At 69.7% G+C, this 17,939-nt stretch carries 18 protein-coding genes; 11 read left to right on the top strand and 7 right to left on the bottom strand.

Annotated features, from left to right (window positions below):
• Window positions 1–1,186 precede the first annotated feature (1,186 nt).
• The 6 genes from G4D83_RS31850 (at window position 1,187) to G4D83_RS31825 (ending at window position 5,031) form a co-directional block, all read left to right on the top strand.
• Window positions 1,187–1,978, top strand: a complete 792-nt coding sequence (locus G4D83_RS31850; protein ID WP_141642456.1) for a ParA family protein — start codon at window positions 1,187–1,189, stop codon at window positions 1,976–1,978.
• 31 nt (window positions 1,979–2,009) lie between these two features.
• The gene (locus tag G4D83_RS31845; RefSeq protein ID WP_163868622.1) at window positions 2,010–2,897 is read left to right on the top strand and encodes a ParB/RepB/Spo0J family partition protein; all 888 of its coding nucleotides are present in this window, start codon (window positions 2,010–2,012) and stop codon (window positions 2,895–2,897) included.
• A gap of 3 nt (window positions 2,898–2,900) precedes the next feature.
• Window positions 2,901–3,359 (top strand): bactofilin BacM, encoded by a 459-nt coding sequence (bacM, locus tag G4D83_RS31840; protein WP_163868621.1) that lies wholly within the window; start codon window positions 2,901–2,903, stop codon window positions 3,357–3,359.
• Complete coding sequence (locus tag G4D83_RS31835) at window positions 3,360–3,899, top strand: hypothetical protein (RefSeq protein WP_163868620.1); 540 nt, start codon at window positions 3,360–3,362, stop codon at window positions 3,897–3,899.
• Window positions 3,900–4,109: 210 nt separating this feature from the next.
• Window positions 4,110–4,580, top strand: coding sequence for a CoA-binding protein (locus tag G4D83_RS31830; RefSeq protein ID WP_163868619.1), 471 nt, complete (start codon window positions 4,110–4,112; stop codon window positions 4,578–4,580).
• A gap of 265 nt (window positions 4,581–4,845) precedes the next feature.
• Entirely contained in the window at window positions 4,846–5,031 is a 186-nt protein-coding gene (locus tag G4D83_RS31825; protein WP_163868618.1) for a hypothetical protein, read from the top strand.
• A 65-nt stretch (window positions 5,032–5,096) separates the two neighbouring features.
• Here the strand turns inward: G4D83_RS31825 and egtD are convergent, their stop codons facing one another.
• Window positions 5,097–6,125, bottom strand: coding sequence for an L-histidine N(alpha)-methyltransferase (gene egtD, locus G4D83_RS31820; RefSeq protein WP_163868617.1), 1,029 nt, complete (start codon window positions 6,123–6,125; stop codon window positions 5,097–5,099).
• Window positions 6,126–6,134: 9 nt separating this feature from the next.
• Window positions 6,135–7,478 (bottom strand): ergothioneine biosynthesis protein EgtB, encoded by a 1,344-nt coding sequence (gene egtB / locus G4D83_RS31815; RefSeq protein ID WP_163868616.1) that lies wholly within the window; start codon window positions 7,476–7,478, stop codon window positions 6,135–6,137.
• A 297-nt stretch (window positions 7,479–7,775) separates the two neighbouring features.
• On the opposite strand from egtB, the gene G4D83_RS31810 reads away from it, so the two are divergent.
• Window positions 7,776–8,168: a response regulator gene (locus G4D83_RS31810; protein WP_163868615.1), complete on the top strand. Its 393-nt coding sequence runs from the start codon at window positions 7,776–7,778 to the stop codon at window positions 8,166–8,168.
• Window positions 8,169–8,193: 25 nt separating this feature from the next.
• Here G4D83_RS31810 and G4D83_RS31805 read toward each other — a convergent pair whose 3' ends face one another.
• Entirely contained in the window at window positions 8,194–8,463 is a 270-nt protein-coding gene (locus tag G4D83_RS31805; protein ID WP_240356815.1) for a hypothetical protein, read from the bottom strand.
• A gap of 349 nt (window positions 8,464–8,812) precedes the next feature.
• On the opposite strand from G4D83_RS31805, the gene G4D83_RS31800 reads away from it, so the two are divergent.
• Window positions 8,813–9,340, top strand: a complete 528-nt coding sequence (locus G4D83_RS31800) for a hypothetical protein (RefSeq protein ID WP_163868614.1) — start codon at window positions 8,813–8,815, stop codon at window positions 9,338–9,340.
• Between the two features lie 184 nt (window positions 9,341–9,524).
• Window positions 9,525–9,905: a helix-turn-helix domain-containing protein gene (locus G4D83_RS31795; RefSeq protein WP_163868613.1), complete on the top strand. Its 381-nt coding sequence runs from the start codon at window positions 9,525–9,527 to the stop codon at window positions 9,903–9,905.
• Between the two features lie 102 nt (window positions 9,906–10,007).
• Here G4D83_RS31795 and G4D83_RS31790 read toward each other — a convergent pair whose 3' ends face one another.
• Entirely contained in the window at window positions 10,008–11,216 is a 1,209-nt protein-coding gene (locus G4D83_RS31790; RefSeq protein ID WP_163868612.1) for a serine/threonine-protein kinase, read from the bottom strand.
• A gap of 306 nt (window positions 11,217–11,522) precedes the next feature.
• On the opposite strand from G4D83_RS31790, the gene G4D83_RS31785 reads away from it, so the two are divergent.
• Both G4D83_RS31785 and G4D83_RS31780 read left to right on the top strand, forming a co-directional pair.
• Window positions 11,523–12,017: a cytochrome P460 family protein gene (locus G4D83_RS31785; RefSeq protein ID WP_163868611.1), complete on the top strand. Its 495-nt coding sequence runs from the start codon at window positions 11,523–11,525 to the stop codon at window positions 12,015–12,017.
• 20 nt (window positions 12,018–12,037) lie between these two features.
• Window positions 12,038–12,517 carry a cupin domain-containing protein gene (locus G4D83_RS31780; protein ID WP_163868610.1) on the top strand — a complete coding sequence of 160 codons (480 nt, stop codon included), beginning with the start codon at window positions 12,038–12,040 and terminating at the stop codon, window positions 12,515–12,517.
• A gap of 7 nt (window positions 12,518–12,524) precedes the next feature.
• Here G4D83_RS31780 and G4D83_RS31775 read toward each other — a convergent pair whose 3' ends face one another.
• The 3 genes from G4D83_RS31775 to G4D83_RS31765 form a co-directional block, all read right to left on the bottom strand.
• Window positions 12,525–15,374 (bottom strand): Ig-like domain-containing protein, encoded by a 2,850-nt coding sequence (locus G4D83_RS31775; RefSeq protein ID WP_163868609.1) that lies wholly within the window; start codon window positions 15,372–15,374, stop codon window positions 12,525–12,527.
• 392 nt (window positions 15,375–15,766) lie between these two features.
• Window positions 15,767–16,129 carry a hypothetical protein gene (locus G4D83_RS31770; RefSeq protein WP_217911644.1) on the bottom strand — a complete coding sequence of 121 codons (363 nt, stop codon included), beginning with the start codon at window positions 16,127–16,129 and terminating at the stop codon, window positions 15,767–15,769.
• A 19-nt stretch (window positions 16,130–16,148) separates the two neighbouring features.
• Entirely contained in the window at window positions 16,149–17,879 is a 1,731-nt protein-coding gene (locus tag G4D83_RS31765; RefSeq protein ID WP_163868608.1) for a chloride channel protein, read from the bottom strand.
• Window positions 17,880–17,939 lie beyond the last annotated feature (60 nt).

The raw sequence follows: 17,939 nt of genomic DNA, 5'->3' as shown, positions 1-17,939 counted from the left end.
GGCTGATGGAGGCGGCATCAGCGGACACGGAAGCACCCACGTCATCGCTCAGGTGATGAATGTCGCGAACCGGTTCACGCCGCATCGGTGGGTAGCACCGTTCAGAGGTCGCCCATGCGCTTCATGACGCGTGGGCGATGGAGATGGCGAACCGGTTCCTGCGGAGACTCTCGTTGGTGCGTATCGGCGGGCATCACACCGGAGGGTGGTCGCGCGGCGATTCGTGGCGCGCGGGAGTTGGATGCGGCGAACCGGCGCATGCGGAGGTGCTCGATGAAGGCGCATCGCTGGGTGCCGCATTGATGGGCACCGCGCTTCACGGCCCGCAGTCGATGGAGGCGGCGAGTCGGTTCGTGTGGAGGTGCTCGATGAAGGCGCATCGCCGGGTGACGCACTGATTGGCACCGCACTTCATGGACCACGAGCGCGGATGGTGGCGAGCCGGTTGCGTGGAAGCTCCCGACGATGGCGCATCGATGAGCACCGCACCGGAAGGTGAGCGCTCAATGCGCCGGAGAACGGGTTCGCGTGGAGGCGCTCATCAATGACGCATCGGTGGCCGGTCACCACAGGGGAGGGTGGCCGCGCCTCATGTCGAACGGACCGTGGAGGTGTGCACAGGCCCGTCAGTGCTCGGCCTCGCGGTACGGAGTTGCTCCCGCGCTCCATCCCGAACGGGCGAGCGCCCTGGCGAACCGGGTCCAGCGATGACTTCCAACATCCCACCCAGAAACGGTCGCCACTTCGAACAGCACACGCACTGCCTCCATGGCGAACAGGTCACAGCGCTCAACCCGCTTCACGAAGACCCACCGCGATGAACCCGACCCCGTCCCCGCGCGCGTGCCTCCACCCCCACCAGCACCCCAGGCCCGTTCCCCATGGAACGCGCGCCCCCACGCGCCTCCTTATAAGGACAGCATCCGAGCAGCCTCCATCCACCACCCGAATCCAGGATGCGAACGCCCGGTCGGCCGGGTTCTGGACGTAGGAAATCTTGCGTCCAAGTCTTCGGAATCAGGCCTTCCGGCTTGCTTGGTCGCCCTCGAAAAGAGTCGTCGGTCCAGGAGCGCCGTGAATTTGATCCAACACCGAATCGCGTGCTAGCAGCGGATCAGCGTGCAGTCGTGCACCGCATCACGCACGGCGCCTGGCTCTCCGCCGGGCAAGAGAGAGGATGGGGCTCGTGGGTCGAATCATCTGCATCTCCAATCAGAAGGGTGGCGTGGGGAAGACCACCACCGCCATCAACCTCGCCGCGAGCCTCGCCTCCGCCGAGCGCCGCACGCTCCTCGTCGACATGGACCCGCAGGGCAACGCCGGCAGCGGCCTGGGCCTCAAGCAGGACAAGCTCCACGGCACCATCTACGACGCGCTCCTCAATGGCCGCCCCATGAAGGAGCTCTTCCACCCCACCGAGCTGCGCTACCTCCAGGTCGTCCCCGCCACGCCCGACCTCACCGGCGCCGAGGTCGAACTCGTCAACCTGGAGAACCGCGAGTTCCGCCTCCGCGACGCCCTGCGCCCCCTGGCCTCCGAGTTCGACTACATCATCATCGACTGCCCGCCCTCGCTCGGCCTGCTCACCCTCAACGCCCTGTCCGCCGCGGACTCCGTCCTCATCCCGCTCCAGTGCGAGTACTACGCGCTCGAGGGCCTCTCCCAGCTCACCCACACCATCGACCTGGTGAAGCAGGGCCTCAACCCCGACCTCAAGATGGAGGGCATCCTCCTCACCATGTTCGACGCTCGCGCCAACATCGCGCACCAGGTCGTCGACGAGGTGCGCGGCTACTTCAAGGAGCAGGTCTTCCAGGTCGTCGTCCCACGCAACGTGCGCCTGTCCGAGTGCCCGTCCTTCGGCAAGCCCATCATCCTCTATGACATCAAGTCCAAGGGCTGCGAGAGCTACCTCGCCCTCGGCCGCGAGCTGATGAAGCGCGACACTCCCAAGACGCCCCGCCGGCGGGTGGCGTGAAGCCCTCCGCTCGCGGCACTGGAGTCATGACTTGGTGAAAGCAGACACGCAGAAGCGCGCCCTCGGTCGTGGGCTCTCCGCACTCATCCCCCAGGCCGCTCCTGGCAAGGCCGCCGAACAGGCCGCCCTCAAGGCCGGCGTCCTCAAGCTTCCCATCGAAGCCATCCACCGGGACAAGGACCAGCCCCGGCGCTACTTCGATGAGGAGAAGCTCAAGGAACTCACCGAGTCCATCAAGACGCAGGGCATCCTCCAGCCCATCCTCGTCCGCAAGGACGGCGACGGCTACAAGCTCATCGCCGGCGAGCGCCGGTGGCGCGCCTCCCAGGCCGCGGGCCTCAAGGAAGTGCCCGCCATCGTCAAGGACGTCACCGAGGTCCAGGCCTTCGAGCTGGCCCTCGTCGAGAACCTCCAGCGCGCGGACCTCAACCCCATTGAAGAGGCCGAAGGCTACAAGCGCCTGACGGACGAGTTCCGCCTCACGCAGGAGCAGGTCAGCCAGCGCGTGGGCAAGGAGCGCTCCACGGTGGCCAACGCGCTGCGCCTGCTCGCGCTGCCCGCCGACGTGAAGCTGATGGTGGCGGATGGCTCGCTGAGCATGGGCCACGCGCGCGCCCTGTTGGGCGTCCCCCGCCTGCCCGAGCTTCAAAACCTGGCCAAGCAAGTGGCCGAGAAGAAGCTGTCCGTGCGTGACACGGAGCGGCTCGTCCAGCAGAGTCGCACCCACGGCAAGAAGGATGCGGGCAAGACGCCGCCGAAACAGAGCCCGCAGGTGAAGTCCTTGGTGGAGGAGCTCCAACGTCGCTTGGGAACCAAGGTCCGGTTGACCGAACGAAGTCCCGGAAAGGGCACCATCGAGGTGGACTTCTTCTCCTACGATGACCTGGACCGGCTGTTGAAGCTGCTCAGGAAGGAGTAGCGCGTGGCGCTCCTTGGCGGGAAGAAAGACGAAGCACCCAGCAAGCCCCTGTTCAGGCGGGAGGAGGAATCCGTGTCGCAGCGCTCTGGTGAGGTTCATACGCTTCTGGGCAAGGGAAGCGAGTTCGAGGGGAAGCTCACCTTCGAGGGACAGGTCCGCATCGACGGAAAGTTCCAGGGGCAGATCATCACCAAGGACGTGCTCGTCATTGGGGATGGCGCCAAGGTCCAGGCCGAAATCCAGGCCGGCACCGTCATCATCAACGGTCAGGTCGAAGGCAACGTGAAGGCCACCCAAATCATCGAGCTCAAGACTCCGGGCCGGGTGAAGGGGAACCTCGAGACGCCGTCGCTGTCCATGGACAAGGGCGTCATCTTCGAGGGCACGCTGAAGATGGAGAACATCGGCGGCAATGCCCCCGGGTCGCGTCCTCCTCCTCCTGGCGGCGAGTCGAAGAAGTAGGTGCGTCAGCGCGCGCACATCGCGCCAGCCCTGGTGCTGGCGCTGTCGCTGCTGCCCGGTTGCAAGGGCTGCAAGGACGAGGGGGCCGACTCGGACTCCCTCTCCGCGGATGGCGGCGCGCAGACCCCGCGCTCCGGCGTGAAGGTCCCCCTGCCGGACGGTTGGTCCGCGCAGGTCGCTCCCGATGACAGCTTCCAGGCGGGCCCGCCCGGCCGCCCGGTGCTGCGCGTGGACCTGCGCCGGGGCCAGGGCGAGCAATTGCCCACCGTGGATGCCCTGGCGGACCGCGTGCGCGAGGAGTCGAAGACCTTCGAGGTGTCACTGGACCAGGAAGAGTCCAAGGACACCTACTCGCTCCTGCGCGTGACGATGGCGCCGAAGCTCGGAGACGGTGGCGTTGGCCTCCAGGCTCCCGCGCTCTTCGGTGCCCGCCGCGTGGGCAATGACTTGTTCCTCTGCGCCACGCTGCCCGGCGCCTCGCCGGAAGACGTCCGGCTGGCCACCGAGGCGTGCCGCGAAATCGAAGTGCAGTCCAAGTAGCTCGCGCGGCTCCTCTCGGAGGACTGTGAGGCGCCTCCTCGTCACGCGAGCGAGCCGCCGAGCCCTTGCGTGGGCCCATGTCCTCGCGCGGCGTGCTCGCCCGAGCACTGGACCTCCAAGGTCCATCCGCACGAGGGAACGCACCCGGTTCTCCTGCGTCATGGGTCGCAACCAGGCGCGGGCGTGGCAAGGTTTGCCCCGGAGGTGGTCATGGACGACTGGCGAGCGAATCTCATCGAGGACGACGCGGGCGTGCGGCAGGTGCTGGAGCGCTCCCGGCGGGTGGCGGTGCTGGGCATCCGTTCGGAGGCGCAGGCGCACAAGCCGGCGTACTCGGTGCCAGCGTTCCTCCAGAAACATGGCTACGACATCGTCCCCGTGTCGGTGCACGGCGAGACGCAAGCCATCCTCGGCCGGCCCGTGTACTCCGCCGTCGCGGACATCCCCGGGGACGTGGACCTGGTGCAGGTGTTCCGTCGCCCCGAGGACATCGACGCGCACGTGCCGGATTTGCTCGCCAAGAAGCCGCGCGCCGTGTGGTTCCAACTGGGCATCCGCAATGACGCGGCGGCGGAGAAGCTGGCGCGCGCCGGCATCCGCGTCGTTCAAGACCGGTGCATGAAGGTGGAGCTGAATCACGCGCTGCAAGAGCGTCAGCTCGGTGGCGCGCTCCCCACCTGACCTCCGAGAGCAGGCAGGCGTGGCGACGTGCTGAACATTCAGCGAGCGCCGGGCGTCCATCTGATTATGGATGAGAAGAGGGAGCGGAAGGCTCCGAAGTCGGGACGAGGGGTGCACTTCCGTGCACGCCGCGTCGCCATCGTCTCACGGGGACTTCCAGAATCCCTCGCGAGTCCCTAACCTTGTCGTTCCCCGGCCCGTGGTGGGTCAACACCCCAGCCCATCCTCCGGACCTCCACGCAGCGCCCCGCAAGGAGTTCCCCGCATGTCGTTCACCGGAATGCTCCCTCTTCACCTTGCCACCGTGGACCTCAGCCCCGTGGGGGAGCGGCTGTTCGCCGCGGGAGGGCTGGCCGTCACCGTGCTGGCCGCGCTGTGGTTCGCCTGGACGCGGCCCCAGCCGCAGCCCGTGCCCGTGCGCGTGCAGTCCCGTCGCAACCCCCGCCGCTAGTCGTCGGGAGGACGCCGGACCTGGTGGCCGGGTGATGCCCGACCCCAGGTCCGAGCCCGTGGAACTCAGCCGCGCTTGAGCGCGAGGGACAGGGCGAAGTCACCCGCTCCGTCCGTCCACCACGCCGCCAGTCCCAGCCCCGCCGCGTCCAACTCTTCTTCGACGCGCGCCTGCTCGAACTTGCAGCTCACCTCCGTGCGCAGCACCTCGCCCTCGGTGAAGTCCACCCGACGCTTCAGGGAGGACAGCCAGACGGACTGCGTGCGCTGCGACACCAGCCGCATCTCCACCCAGGAGTTGTTCTCGTCGAAGGGCGCGATGTGCTGGAACGCGTCCGGGTTGAAGTCCGCGCCCAGCTCGCGGTTGAGCACGCGCAGCACGTTGCGGTTGAACTCGGCCGTCACCCCGGCGCTGTCGTTGTAGGCGGCGAACAGCCTGTCCCGGTCCTTGATGAGGTCGGTGCCCAGGAGCAGGCCGTCGCCGGGCTGCAGGCCCGCGGACAGCTCGCGCAGGAAGCGCGCGCGCTCCAAGGGCTTCAGGTTGCCGATGGTGCCGCCCAGGAACGCCACCAGCCGGCGTCCACCCGCGGGCAGACGGGACAGGTGGTGCTCGAAGTCACCCACCACCGCGTGCACGGTGATGCCCGGGTACTCGCGCGCCAGCGTCGCCGCCGCGCGGCGCAGGAAGGCCTCGCTCACGTCGAAGGGCACGAAGCGCGAGAGCTGCCCGGCCTCTTCCATCGCGTCCAGGAGCAGGCGCGTCTTCTCGCTGGTGCCGCTGCCCAGCTCGATGAGCGTCGTCGCGCCGCTCAGCCTCGCCACGTCGCTGGCGTGGGCCAGCAGGATTTCCCGCTCGCGCCGCGTGGGGTAGTACTCCGGCAGGCGGGTGATGTCGTCGAAGAGCTGGCTGCCCCGCTCGTCATAGAGCCACCGGGGTGACAGCTCCTTGGGTGAGCAGCACAGCCCCTGGAGCGCTTCCTGCCGCAGCGCGCGCTTGGCGTCGCCCGGCTTCACATACACCTCCACCTTCACCCCGGGAACGCCCCGCGTCCCCTCGCCCGAAGTCGTCTCCGCTGGCTCTACTGTCGACCGCATCGCTTCACCTCACACCTCTGACGCACAACGAAAGCCAGCGAAAATCTGCCGGCGGATGGGGTAATCCCAGTTGCGAAAGCCATTGCGTACCGCCACGGGCGCGCTCGCCCAGGCACCTCCTCGAAGCACCTTGTAGTCGTCGCCAAAGAAGACCTCCGAGTACTCGCGATAGGGGTATGCGCGGAAGCCCGCGTAGGGCTGGAAATCGCTCGCCGTCCATTCCCAGACATCTCCCAACAAGCCCCAGACACCGTCGCGGCTGACGCCCTCCGGATGACTGCCCAGCAGCGCGGGCCCCCATCCGTCGCCGCCCAGGTTGGCGCGCGCATGCGTGGGCACATCGTCACCCCACGGGTGCTCGCGCGCGACACCATCCGTGCCGCGTGCCGCCGTCTCCCACTCGGCCTCCGTGGGCAGCCGTCGTCCCGCCCAGCGCGCATAGGCGTCCGCTTCGTACCAGCACACGTGCTGCACCGGCTCGTTCGAGGGCAGCGGCTCCACCCTTCCGAAGCGCCTGCGCAGCCAGCGTCCGCCCTGCTGCGGCAGCCAGAACTGCGGATGGCGCAACTGCTCCGCGCGCACGAAGTCCCAGCCCTTAGGGTGCCACCAGCGCGCGTCGTCGTAGCCACCGGACTCGACGAAGGCCAGGTAGTCCCCGTTGGTGACGGGGTGCGCGTCCAGGAGGAAGGGCGCCACCTCGCGCGCGTGCGCGGGCTTCTCGTTGTCGTAGGCCCATGGTGATTCGCTGCCCAGGCGCGCGGTGCCGCCGGAGATGAAGACGGGCTGCCGGGAGACGGGCACCGGACGCGGGTGTGGCCGCGGCGAGACGATGCGGTACTCCACGTCCGTCATCAGTTGCAGCGTGGCGGCGAGCGTCTCCGCGTGCTGCTGCTCGTGCTGCGCCACCATCCCGAAGACATAACCCCCCACGAGCAGCGGCGCCTCGCTGTCCTCGGGCACATGGTCCGCCAGGTGTGCTCGCACGGCCTCTCGCACGCGCGCGGCGTAGGCGAACGCGGACTCGGGCGGCAGGAGCGGCAGCATGGCGCGCGTGCGCCGGGGGTGCTGGAAGGCGTCGTAGATGGCGTCGAAGGCCGGGTCCGTCAGCGCGGGTGCGCCGAGCGCGCGCAAGAGCCACTGCTCTTCATAATTGGCGACGTGCGCGACGTCCCAGATGAGCGGTGACATCAAGGGCGAGTGCTGGTTCATCAGCACGTGCTCCGGCAGGCCGGAGAGCATGCGCAGCACCCGCGCGCGCGCGGTCTCCAACTCGGCCCAGGCCCGAGCCTTCCAGGTCCTCCCCGGGCCTCCGTGGAGGTGTCGTGTCAACGAGTTGTCCGTCGTGCGGGACATGGCGCCTCAAGCTAGGGAGTGGAAGGGCGCGCGGGAAAGTCCCGGGCCCCTGGGGCCCGAGACACTCGTGCGGGAATGTACGTTTCCGTGGTGAGCGGTCAACCTGGCCGGTCCTTCGTCACCTCGCCGCCACCCCACCCGTGACATCCGCCCACGCCTCGCGTGCACGCCAGGCCGCGCGAGTGAGTGAATCCTCCCCGGCGGGATGCGTGACGAAGCCCGAGCGCACGCACGATTCTGTCCACTATCGCCGTGTCGAACGGGACACCGGGTCGCCGTGAGGGGGAGGGGGACTCTATGCTGTCCACCATGGCCAGCAGCATCGCGAAGCACAGCTCCGTGCTCGTCGTGGAGGACGAGGACGACATCCGTGCAGCCATCGCGGAGATTCTCGAGAGCGAGGGCTACGAAGTCACCATCGCGACCAATGGGCGCGAGGCGATGGAGGAGCTCTCCGACGTGCGCTACGTGCCGCGCCTCATCCTGCTCGACTTGATGATGCCGGAGATGAACGGGCATGAGTTCCTCGCGCGTCGCCAGGCGATTCCCCGACTGCGCAACGTGCCGGTGATGGTGCTCACCGCCGTCACCACGGACATTCCCCCCGGCGCCAACGGCCTCCTGCGCAAGCCCTTCTCCGTGGAGGAGTTGCTGGATGCCGTGCGGAGCATGCTGCCCATCGCCGCGTGAGTGACGCCGCGCGCGCACCGGGTGCTCACGGCTCGCGCTCCAACGACAGCAGCGTGAGCGTGCGCGAGCGGTCGTCCCACGCGTAGTCCAGGACGAGCCCGTGGCGCGGCACCTCGTGGCGGCCGGTGCCGCTCGCCTCGTTTCGCGGCTCGCGCACCAGGCCGTCTCCCAGCCGCTCCAGCGCGCCCTGGAGCGCGCCGAACGTCTCCGCGCTCATGCGGCCCACCTCTCGCCACGCCTGGGGCGAGTAGTGGATGCGGTGCGGTCCTGGGAGGCGGGGGCGGGACTGCGGCATGTTCCGGGGGCGACGTTCCTTTCGGTGTCACCCCTTGCGATTGCCGTGCCCGCGCGGATCCACCGGTCCTTCCCCTCGGAGTGCGGGGTGGATGCTTCGGGACTGGAAGGAGTTACCGAAGCCATCCCATGCGGGGCGGAAGAAACGACGGGCGTCGAGGGGTCCTCCGCCCGAGCGTGGGGCGAGGGAGCGGGCGTGGCGCGGCGCTTCAGGACGGGGCCTGTCCGCGTGGCAGGGGAGGAGGCGGCACCCCGAGCCGTCCTTGTGCTCTGGCTGCCCGCCCGGGGCCCGCGTGCTCACGTTTTGACACACGGGGTGGGCTTGGGCCCCGACAAGACAAGGAGAAGCCATGGCGGCACGGCGCGAATACACCCCCTGGTCTGCCACGAACGGGCTGCTGTTCGGCGTCGTCGCGGGCGTGGTGCTGGGGCTGGCGGAGGTGGTGATGGCGCTGGCGGCGGGCGACAGTCCGATGCGGCCGGTGCGCATGTCGGCGGGCGTGGTGTTGGGGCCTCGCGTCTTCGGCGAGGGCTTCCCCGAGGGCACGATGGTGCTGGCGGGCGTGGGCTTCCACCTGGCCGTGTCCGCGCTGGTGGGCGTGTTCTATTCGTTCCTCGACGCGCTGCTGCCGCCGGATGGACGGGGACGTTGGGAGTTCCAGGCCGCGGTGGGAATGCTCTTCGGAATCGCGGTGTGGCTGGTGGACTTCCAGTTCATCGCGCGCGGCTACTACCCGTGGTTCCTCGACGTGCCGCAGTTCCCCCAACTCGTGTTGCACTCGGTGTTCCTGGGGTTGCCGCTGGCGCTGCTCTTCACCGCGGCGGAGCGACGTCGCGCGCTGATGGATGTGGAGGAGAGCGTGTCTTCCGCGCCGTGACGTGACGGTGGCGCGTGAGGCTCGAATGCGAGTGAAGCGGAGGCCGCGACAGAGGCGCGCGAGGCGTGGCGCGTGTTTGAAAAAACGCTGAAGGTATGGTGAAAGTACCCGACCTTCAGGGTTATCTAGGGGCTTCCGAGGCGCCTGGAGCGGGGCCCTTCTTTCGTGGACGACTGACACACGCATGGACACAGAACTGGCGAGCATGCTGGGCGCGGCGGCGAGGGCTGCCCGGGTGCGGATGGGCCTGACGCAGGCCGATGTGGCGGAGCGGATTGGGATGGCGTCGGAGGTGTACGGCCGCCTGGAGCGAGGCCACATGCTCCCCAGCGTGCAGAACCTGCGGCGGCTGTGCGTGGTGCTGAATGTGCCGCCCCACCAGTTGCTGGGGTTGGGTGATGACCTGGCCGCGCCGCCGCCCACGAAGGAGAAGACGGGCGGCAAGTCTCGCGAGGACGACACGCCGGAGATGCGGCGGCTGATGCGCAACCTGCGCAAGCTGTCCCCGGTGCAGCTCAAGCTGATGAACCTGGTTGCCTCCGCGATGCAGCAGAAGAAGAAGTGAGGCACCCGGGCCCCGGCGCCATGCGCGCGGGGGCCGTGTCTTGGGCTCGCGGACCTGGAGGTGAAGGTCCGCTGGAGCCTCGGGAGGGGTTGCCCCTCGTGCTCAGCGCAGGGCCAGGAGCGCCCAGCCGAGCAGGAGGAGCAACGCCACCCACGCCCCCACCATCCAGGGCTTGAGCGTGATGATCAGCTCCCGTCGTGCCGCGCGCGCGCCTGGGCCGCGGGCCTCTCTGGGCCGAGCCTGGGTGCCACCCTCGGATGACGCCACGGGCCTCGACTGAAGGCGTGAGCCTCGGGGTGGGGTGAGTCTCCTCGAGGGGCCGCGGATCATCCGCGCGGGCTCACCGGAGAGGCGTCGGGGCGACGGCGCGCTCCGCTCGGGAGGTGGGCGCTCGAAGAGGGGGCGGTCCCAGTCGGACGTGGCGTCGTTCAGCGCTGATTCGAGCGCCTCATGCAGCGTCCCTCCATCCGGGAACCTGTCCTCGGGACGCTTGCGGAGCAGCCGCTGGGTGATGGCCTCCAGCGCCAGGGGCACGCGCGCGTTCAGGGTGGAGGCGGGCGGCGGCATGCGCGTCTCGATGTGCTCGGCCAGCACCTCTCGGGGAAGGGTGGGCGAGAAGGCCGGGGTGCCCGTGAGCACCTCGTGGAGCGTCACGCCCAGCGCGTAGAGGTCATCCGTGGCGCGGAAGGCGTAGCGCGCGCCTCGCTGGGAGTGGTGCTCGCGGTGGAAGCGCAGGGCCTCCGGGCTGCGGTACTGGGGCGTTCCCGGTGGGAGGGGGCCCTCGGTGAGAGGGAGGGACTCGGCGTGGTTCGCGCTGCCGAAGTCGACGAGGACAGGGGCGTCATCGACGGCGCGCACCAGGATGTTGGAGGGCTTGAGGTCGCGGTGGAACACGTTGCGCGCGTGCAGCTCCCCGAGCGTCCGGGCCAGTCGGGAGAACAGGCGCGCCACGCGACGCGCGGAGGGGGCCTCGCGCTTCACCCACGCGGCCAGGGTGGCGCCTTCCACGTAGTCCAGGACGACGTAGTGGAAGCCCGTCCGAGCGTCGGGCCAGCGCCCGTGGGCCCAGACGCGCACGACGTGGGGATGCACCGCGTGGAGCAGACACGCCAGCTCGCGGATGGCCCGCGCGTCCGTGCGGTCCAGGTCCTCGCTGCCCGGTCCTCGCAGCGCGAACTTGAGCGCATGGAGCCGGCCGCCGTGCTCCACCTGGAACACCGCGCCGAAGGCCCCTTGCCCCAGCCGGCCGAGGACGCGCCAGGGGCCCACCCTCATCCCCGGACGCAGCGCGAGCGGATGGCCCGTCGTCATGGGGACCTCCGGTGCACCGGGACGGTGGCGTGGGGTGGGGATGCGGGACGGGAGAAGAAGGGGGCAATCATCGACGGGACCCGGGGGTTGGGTTGGAGCAATGGGTGACGACCTCCTGGGTCACAACCTAACAGGGTGGCCCCACGTTGGAAGATGGAACAGGTAGGGGGCCGCGTTTGGAGGTCGGAGGACCCTCCTGGAATCCATGCCCCTCCGGGCTGTAACCACGGGCCGCGCGCCGACGTAGCGGGGACGACACCCCTTCCGTGGGCTCATGGCCCGCCGTCACGTCGCGAGGTCCCCTCCGTGAGAATGCGCTTTCCGCCGTGCGCCGTGCTCCTGCTGCTGGCCGCCTGTGGCCCCTCCTCCTCGGTGGACGAAGGGCTGGGCATGGTGGGGGAGTTGGACACGTCGGAGGCGGGCATCACCGCCTTCGTGCGCGCGGGGCGCTACCTGGAGTGGCTCGCGGAGCCCGCGCCGCGCAAGTCCGTGAACTCCCACGGGGACAAGGTTCGCGTGTTCTTCAACGCACCGCTGGCCGAGTCGATGATGGCGGGGAACGCCACGCACCCGGTGGGCAGCATCACCGTGAAGGAGCTGTTCGAGTCGGACGGGAGGACGGTGCGAGGGTACGCGCTCGACGTGAAGGTGTCCGAGGGCTCGGGCAAGAACACGTGGGTGTTCTACGAGGGCTTCGGGCCGGACTACGACGACAACTACTACGGCCGGGGACATGACACCTGTCATGGATGCCACGCGGCCAACGGGACGGACTACGTCGCCACCCCGCTGCCTCGCTGACGGCGCGTAGACTCCCGCCCATGGTCGACGAGCTGATTCGCGGGCTGGGCCTCCTGCCGCACCCCGAGGGTGGTTTCTACAAGGAGATGTACCGCGCGGCGCTGAAGGTGGAGACCCCTCGGGGCACTCGCTCCGCGAGCACGGCCATCTACTACCTGCTGACCCGGGACACCTTCGCCGCGTGGCACCGCGTCACGTCCGACGAGGTGTGGCACTCCTACGAGGGCGCGCCGCTCGCCCTGTACCTGGTGGGCGCTGACGGACGGCTGGAGACCGTGGTGCTGGGGCGCGACGTGACGAAGGGCGAGCAACCCCAGTTCGTCGTCCCCGCGGGCGTGCTGCAGGCGGCGGAGTCTCGGGGCGCGTACTCGCTGGTGGGCTGCACGGTGGCCCCGGGCTTCGACTTCTCCGACTGGGAGATGCCGACCCCGGAGTCGCTGGTGTCCGAGCACCCCGCGCACGCGGCGCTGATGCGCAGGCTGTCCCGGACCCGTCCCTAGCCACGCGCTACGGCGTGTTGTCCGTGGAGAAGGGGAACGTGAGGAGGCTGAAGTTCCCCGCCTCGTCCTCCAGCCAGACCTCCACGGTGTGCTCGCCGTCCACCAGCTCGCGCGTGTCCAGCTCCGCGGTCCACAGGCCCTCCTCGTTCAGCTCCGCGCCGCGAATGCCCGAGCCGTCCCGAGTGAAGGCCACGCTCCTCACACCGCTGACGTCGTCCGTCACGCGCGCAGTCAACATCACCACGCCGCTGTATGTCCCATCCGCTCGGGGAATCAGCAGCTCCGCCACCACCGGAGGCGCGTTGTCGTAGCGCACCGTGCGAGTGAGCGTCGTGCTCAGCCCCGACTCGCCCGTCACCGTCACGGTGAAGACGTTGTCGCCCGGCACCAGGGGCAGCAGCGCCTGCACTCCGCCACCGCCGCGCGGCACCGGGTACGTGCCTCCTCCGGGCGTCACCTCCACCTGTGTCGCCGACTCCGCGTACACGCCGATGTCATAGGCCAGGACGTCCCCGGGCTGGGTCCCCACGAGCCACCCGTCCGGAAGCCCCGTGGCCACCCACGGCGCCTGCGTGTCCACCCAGACGCGGACGATGCGCTCCGTCACGTGGCCCACCGCGTCCGTCGCGATGATGAGCAGCTCGTTCGCTCCAGGCTCCAGCCCCACCGTGTGCGTCACCACGCCACCGCCCGCGGGCAGGTCGGTGCCGTGAATCCAGTTCGTCTCCACGCGCACCGGTGACCAGTCGCGCACGAGCAAGCGGAGCTCCACCTGTCCGTCCGCGAGCATCGAGTCCTCCCCGGGCGAGAGCACCGTGATTTCCGGCGCGGTGGCGTCCACCATCACCGTGACCTCCTGGCTCGCCTGCGCGCCGAAGGTGTCGGTGGCCACCAGCCGGATGACATTCGCGCCGTCGCGCAGCGGAAGCCGCGTCTCCACGAAGCCTCCACTGAAGTCCGGCTCCACCGGGTAGCGCTCGCCGTGGATGATGAAGGCCACGGATTCGAGCGTGGCGCCGGGGGCCAGGGCCGTCACGTAGCCACACACCTCCAGCGTGGCGTCGCTCGTGAAGTCAGGCAGTCCGCACAGCGTCACCAGGGGCGGAGGGTAGGGCGATGGAAGAATCTCCACCGCGCGCGAGGAGGAGCTGCCCAGGCGGTTGTCCCGCACCGGCTGGAGCGTTACTCCCGAGTACACCGCACGGATATCCGACGGCCCCAACACGCCCCACGTCCCACGCGGCCGCCACACCACCGAGTACACGCCGTCCCCGTTCGCGTCGTTGTCGGTGCCCACGGTGACGCCCGCCACCATGAACGTCACCACGCCCAGGCCCGGGCCTCGCGCCACCCAGCCGTCCTCACCCGTCACGCGCGCGGAGAGCACGTTGTCCAGCGCCACCGTGAGCTGGCCGTCCTCTGGTGCCACCACGGTGGTGACGGTGGGCAGGCCCTCGGTGGGGGGCGGCGGATTCGTGTACGTGGTGACGAGCGCGGAGCCCTTCACGCCTTGCGTGCTGTCCGAGATGGCCACCACCATGACGCTCGACGAGAGCGACGGAGCGAGCCCCGGAGGCGCGGATACGGTGAGCGTGACGGAGGCCTCCGCGTCGGGACCGAGCTCCAGCGTGGTGCGGTCCAACGTCGCGGTCCACCCCGTCAGCCCGCCCTGGGTTTCGAGCGTGTATGAGTCCGCCTTGTAGCCGTGGTTGCGCACGGTGAGCGTGTACTGGGCGCTCTGGGCTCGTGGCAGGTCCTGCTCCAACGGTCTGCGCGGGGTGCCGTCCACGGCGACGGTGACGCTGAAGTCCCCGAAGCACGAGAGCGCGAGCGCGCTGAACGTCGTCGGGATGTCCGGGTAGCGCGTGCCCACGCCCCAGCTTCCGTCCGCTGTCTGCCGCGACTTGAGCCACTCGAGCGCCTGCGTCATCCGCCCGTCCGAGCCCGGCTTGCGGCCCGCGACGCACAGGGCGTAGAGCGCCAGGCTGGTGGACGTCTCGTCCGCGGGCGCGCCGTCCAGGTTGCCCCAGCCCGGCGAGTCTCCTTGCGCCCGCGTCGCGAGCAGGCGCGAGGCCAGCGCTTCGAGCGCGGCGGTGTTCTCGCCCTGTGCCCCGGGGCCTGCGGCCTTCATGCCCACGGCGGTCCAGGCCACCTGGAACGTGTAGCGCTGGCTGTCCTCCAGCGGCCCGTCGGTCATGTCGTCCAGGTGCGCGCGGAGGTACGCGGCGGCGCGCTCCAGCGACTGCTGGTACTGGGCGGCCTTGGCCGGGTCCACGCGCTCGCGAGCCTGGGCCACCGCCGTCATCAGTCGCGCGGTGATGCCCATGTTGGAGGCGCCCACGGGCTCGAAGGGGAAGTCCTCCACCCAGCGGCCGCTCAGCTCCTGCGTGCTCACCGCCCAGTCGGCCGCGCGCACCAGGGCGTCCGAGTAGCGCGTGCCCACCTTCGCGTCGTAGCCCGCGAGCCCGAAGGCCGCGTAGCTGGAGCGCGCGTTGCGGTAGTGGATGCGCTCGTGAATCCAGGAACCGTCAGGTTCCTGCTGCTCCTGGATTTCCCGCGCCATGGTCTCCATGTTCTCGCGGTTGGTGCGGCCGTTGCGCGTGACGGCGTCCAGGTCGAAGCCGGAGGCGCTCGCGTGGGCCAGTCCGTAGAGCGCCGCGCCATGCCGGTGACATGCGGTGCAGCCGAAGATGCCGGACCACGTCACCGCGTCCGCGCTGACGAAGTCGAGCGCCTTCTGCGCGACTTCCGCGTTGGTGGCCGCGCGCGCCGATGGGACGGACAGCCACAACAGCGTGAGCACGAGGCCCAGCGAGGCGGGTGAGGCAATGCGAGGCGACAGCGCGCGGACGGACATCAAGTTGTGTACCCATGGGCCGGACCGCGCGTGGTTCACGCCCAGGTGCCTTGGCGCCTAGTCCGAATCATCGCGCGGATGCGCTCAATCACAAACAAAGCGAGGCGAGTCGCCATCACCCCTCCCCACGCGAGGGCCGAACGTGAAGTGTTGCCGCGCTCAGAGCGCGAATGACGCGGTGCCGAAAGCAGGAAGCGATGGCAGCGCGGGGGCCGGGGAGAGGAATCCACGAGTCGTGTCATCGAGTCCGTGGAATCCCGAATGACAGTCATCTTGGAACGAGCCCAGGGGCCTTGGGCTCGGTGCCGGGCTCGGAGGGCAGGCGAGCCGCTGCTTCCTCGCACGGAGGCGGAGTGGCCTCCGCTTCGACTCACGGGTGGCGAGGGACTCCGTCACTCCTGGGTCTTCCGAGCGGGTGCCTCGTGTCCTTCGCGTGTTTCGGGAGCGGTCGTCCGAGGAGGTGGCTCGCCCTCACGTGGAGCGGACCGCGGAGGCTCCTCCGGCTCCAGGTCGCCGGCCGGAAGCTGGGGCAGCGGCCAGCCCTCGAACATGGGCCATGCGCGGTACATGGAGCGGCGCTCCTCGGGAGTCAGCGGGCGCTCCTCCTCGGTGGGCGCCTCGACGCGCGGTGTGCCCCGAGGCACGGGAGGCACGGGCTGGCGCAGCAACACGGCGCCGAGCACCGCGCACAGCAACGACATCACGACGATGCTCCACGCGCGCGCCGGTCCTCGCAGTCCCTTTCGCTCGTTCACGTGTGCGGGCCCTCGAACTTCAGAACGTTCCCTGGCTCAACACGTCCCTCTTGGAGATGGTTCCGAGCAGCCGTCGGCCACCGTCCACCACGGGCAGCCGCTCGAGCGCCGTCAGCGTGAACCGGGAGGCCACCTCTCCCAGCGACAGGTCGGGGGTGATGGGCTGCACCTGCGTGTCCATGATGTCCTCGGCGATGGTCGCCTGGAGCAGCGAGTGGTCCGGCACATGCCCCTTGAGCGCATCCAGCACGAGCATGCCCCGGTAGCGGCCCTCTTCATCCGTGACGTAGAGGTCCTCCCCCGAGGGGGCCTCCAGCAGCAACGCGACGATTTCCTGGAACGGCGCCGACGGTGAGACGCGCTGGCTCACCGGCTTCAGCAACGCCCGCGCTCCCTCCTGTCGCAGCCAATGGGGGATGGTGGCCGGCATGCGCACGTTGCGGCGGTTGAGCACGGAGGTGTAGAGCGACTCGGGCTCCAGGCGCCGGCTGACGGTGGCGGACACCACGGCGCTGAGCATCAGCGGCAACACCAGCGGATAGTCCCCGGTCAGCTCGAAGATGAGCAGCACCGCGGACACCGACGCATGCGTCGTCCCCGCCAGCACCGCCCCCATGCCCAGCAACGCATACGCCCCACTGGGTGCGCTGCCGGGGAGCAGCCGCTCGGCAATCACTCCGAAGGCGCCGCCCAGCAGCGCGCCGTAGAACAGCGACGGCGTGAAGAGTCCGCCCGGCACCCCCGCGCCCGCGCACAGCGAGGTCAGCGCGAGCTTCGCCAGGGGCAGCACGAGCAGCAGCGCCAGGGGCATCCGCCCCAGCAGCGCCGAGTTCACCGCGTCGTAGCCGTTGCCCAGCAACTGGGGCAGCCCCACCGCGACGAGGCCCACGAGCGTCATCGCCAGCAGCGGCAGGAACGGCGCGAGCCACGACGCGGCGCGGTCCAGCAAGTCCGACATCACATTGACGCCGCGCACGTAGAGCGCGGAGGCGACGCCGAGCACCGCGCCCAGCACCACCGCCAGGAGCAGCTCGCGCGGGTGCAGGAGCGCATAGTCGGGGATGACGTAGCTGGGATGGTCCGCGATGAGCAGGCGCGAGACGAGCGTGGCCACCACGCAGGAGACGACGATGGGGCCGAACAGCTCCAGCGCGAAGCTGCCCAGCAGCACCTCCAGCCCGAAGAGGGCCGCGCCGATGGGCACGTTGTACGCGGACGCCATGCCGGCCGAGGCCCCACAGGCCACCAGCAGGCGCGCCTGTCCCGGACCCAGCCGGAGCCACCGGGCGAGCGCAGAGCCGCTCGCCGCGCCCGTGGACAGCAACGCGCCCTCACGGCCCAGGGGCGCGCCCAGGGCGACGGCGAGGATGGAGACGAACCCGCGCAACAGCGCGCGCGGCAGGGGCAGCCGTCCCGAGCGCACCCAGATGGACTCGATGATGCCGGCGGTGCCGTGGCCCCGCAGCGGCTGACCGACGACGAGCGACAGCAACGTCACCAGCGCGCCGCCCAGCACGGGGATGAGCAGGCGCCGCCACGTGGGCGCCGCCGCGACTCCGGACAGGAAGTCCTCCGACGCGCTCCGCCAGAAGAGCTCCTGGGTGAAGCGCAGCACCTTGAGCAGCCCCACCGCGCCGAGCCCCGCGATGAGCCCCACCGTCACCACCAGCACCCAGAAGCGCTTCTCCACCCGGGTGAGGTCGCGCAGGAAGTCGCCGACGGAGTGGTGGAACCGACGCGTGACGCTCACGCCGGGAGGGCCGACCTCGGTGTCTGGCGGGGTGTCGCGCGGAGGGCCCACGCGTCCAAC

The organism is Myxococcus eversor, assembly GCF_010894455.1.
In the GTDB taxonomy this organism is placed as follows: domain Bacteria; phylum Myxococcota; class Myxococcia; order Myxococcales; family Myxococcaceae; genus Myxococcus; species Myxococcus eversor.
Note: the sequence above shows the minus strand (reverse complement) of the source record. Positions and strands in the feature narration are given on the sequence as shown.

Excerpts from the sequence above, each read along its gene's own strand:
- G4D83_RS31830 (WP_163868619.1), top strand. The coding sequence starts at position 4,110 with ATGGACGACTGGCGAGCGAATCTCATCGAGGACGACGCGGGCGTGCGG.
- G4D83_RS31825 (WP_163868618.1), top strand. The coding sequence starts at position 4,846 with ATGTCGTTCACCGGAATGCTCCCTCTTCACCTTGCCACCGTGGACCTC.
- egtD (WP_163868617.1), bottom strand. The coding sequence starts at position 6,125 with ATGCGGTCGACAGTAGAGCCAGCGGAGACGACTTCGGGCGAGGGGACG.
- egtB (WP_163868616.1), bottom strand. The coding sequence starts at position 7,478 with ATGTCCCGCACGACGGACAACTCGTTGACACGACACCTCCACGGAGGC.
- G4D83_RS31810 (WP_163868615.1), top strand. The coding sequence starts at position 7,776 with ATGCTGTCCACCATGGCCAGCAGCATCGCGAAGCACAGCTCCGTGCTC.
- G4D83_RS31805 (WP_240356815.1), bottom strand. The coding sequence starts at position 8,463 with ATGCCGCAGTCCCGCCCCCGCCTCCCAGGACCGCACCGCATCCACTAC.
- G4D83_RS31800 (WP_163868614.1), top strand. The coding sequence starts at position 8,813 with ATGGCGGCACGGCGCGAATACACCCCCTGGTCTGCCACGAACGGGCTG.
- G4D83_RS31795 (WP_163868613.1), top strand. The coding sequence starts at position 9,525 with ATGGACACAGAACTGGCGAGCATGCTGGGCGCGGCGGCGAGGGCTGCC.
- G4D83_RS31790 (WP_163868612.1), bottom strand. The coding sequence starts at position 11,216 with ATGACGACGGGCCATCCGCTCGCGCTGCGTCCGGGGATGAGGGTGGGC.
- G4D83_RS31780 (WP_163868610.1), top strand. The coding sequence starts at position 12,038 with ATGGTCGACGAGCTGATTCGCGGGCTGGGCCTCCTGCCGCACCCCGAG.
- G4D83_RS31775 (WP_163868609.1), bottom strand. The coding sequence starts at position 15,374 with ATGTCCGTCCGCGCGCTGTCGCCTCGCATTGCCTCACCCGCCTCGCTG.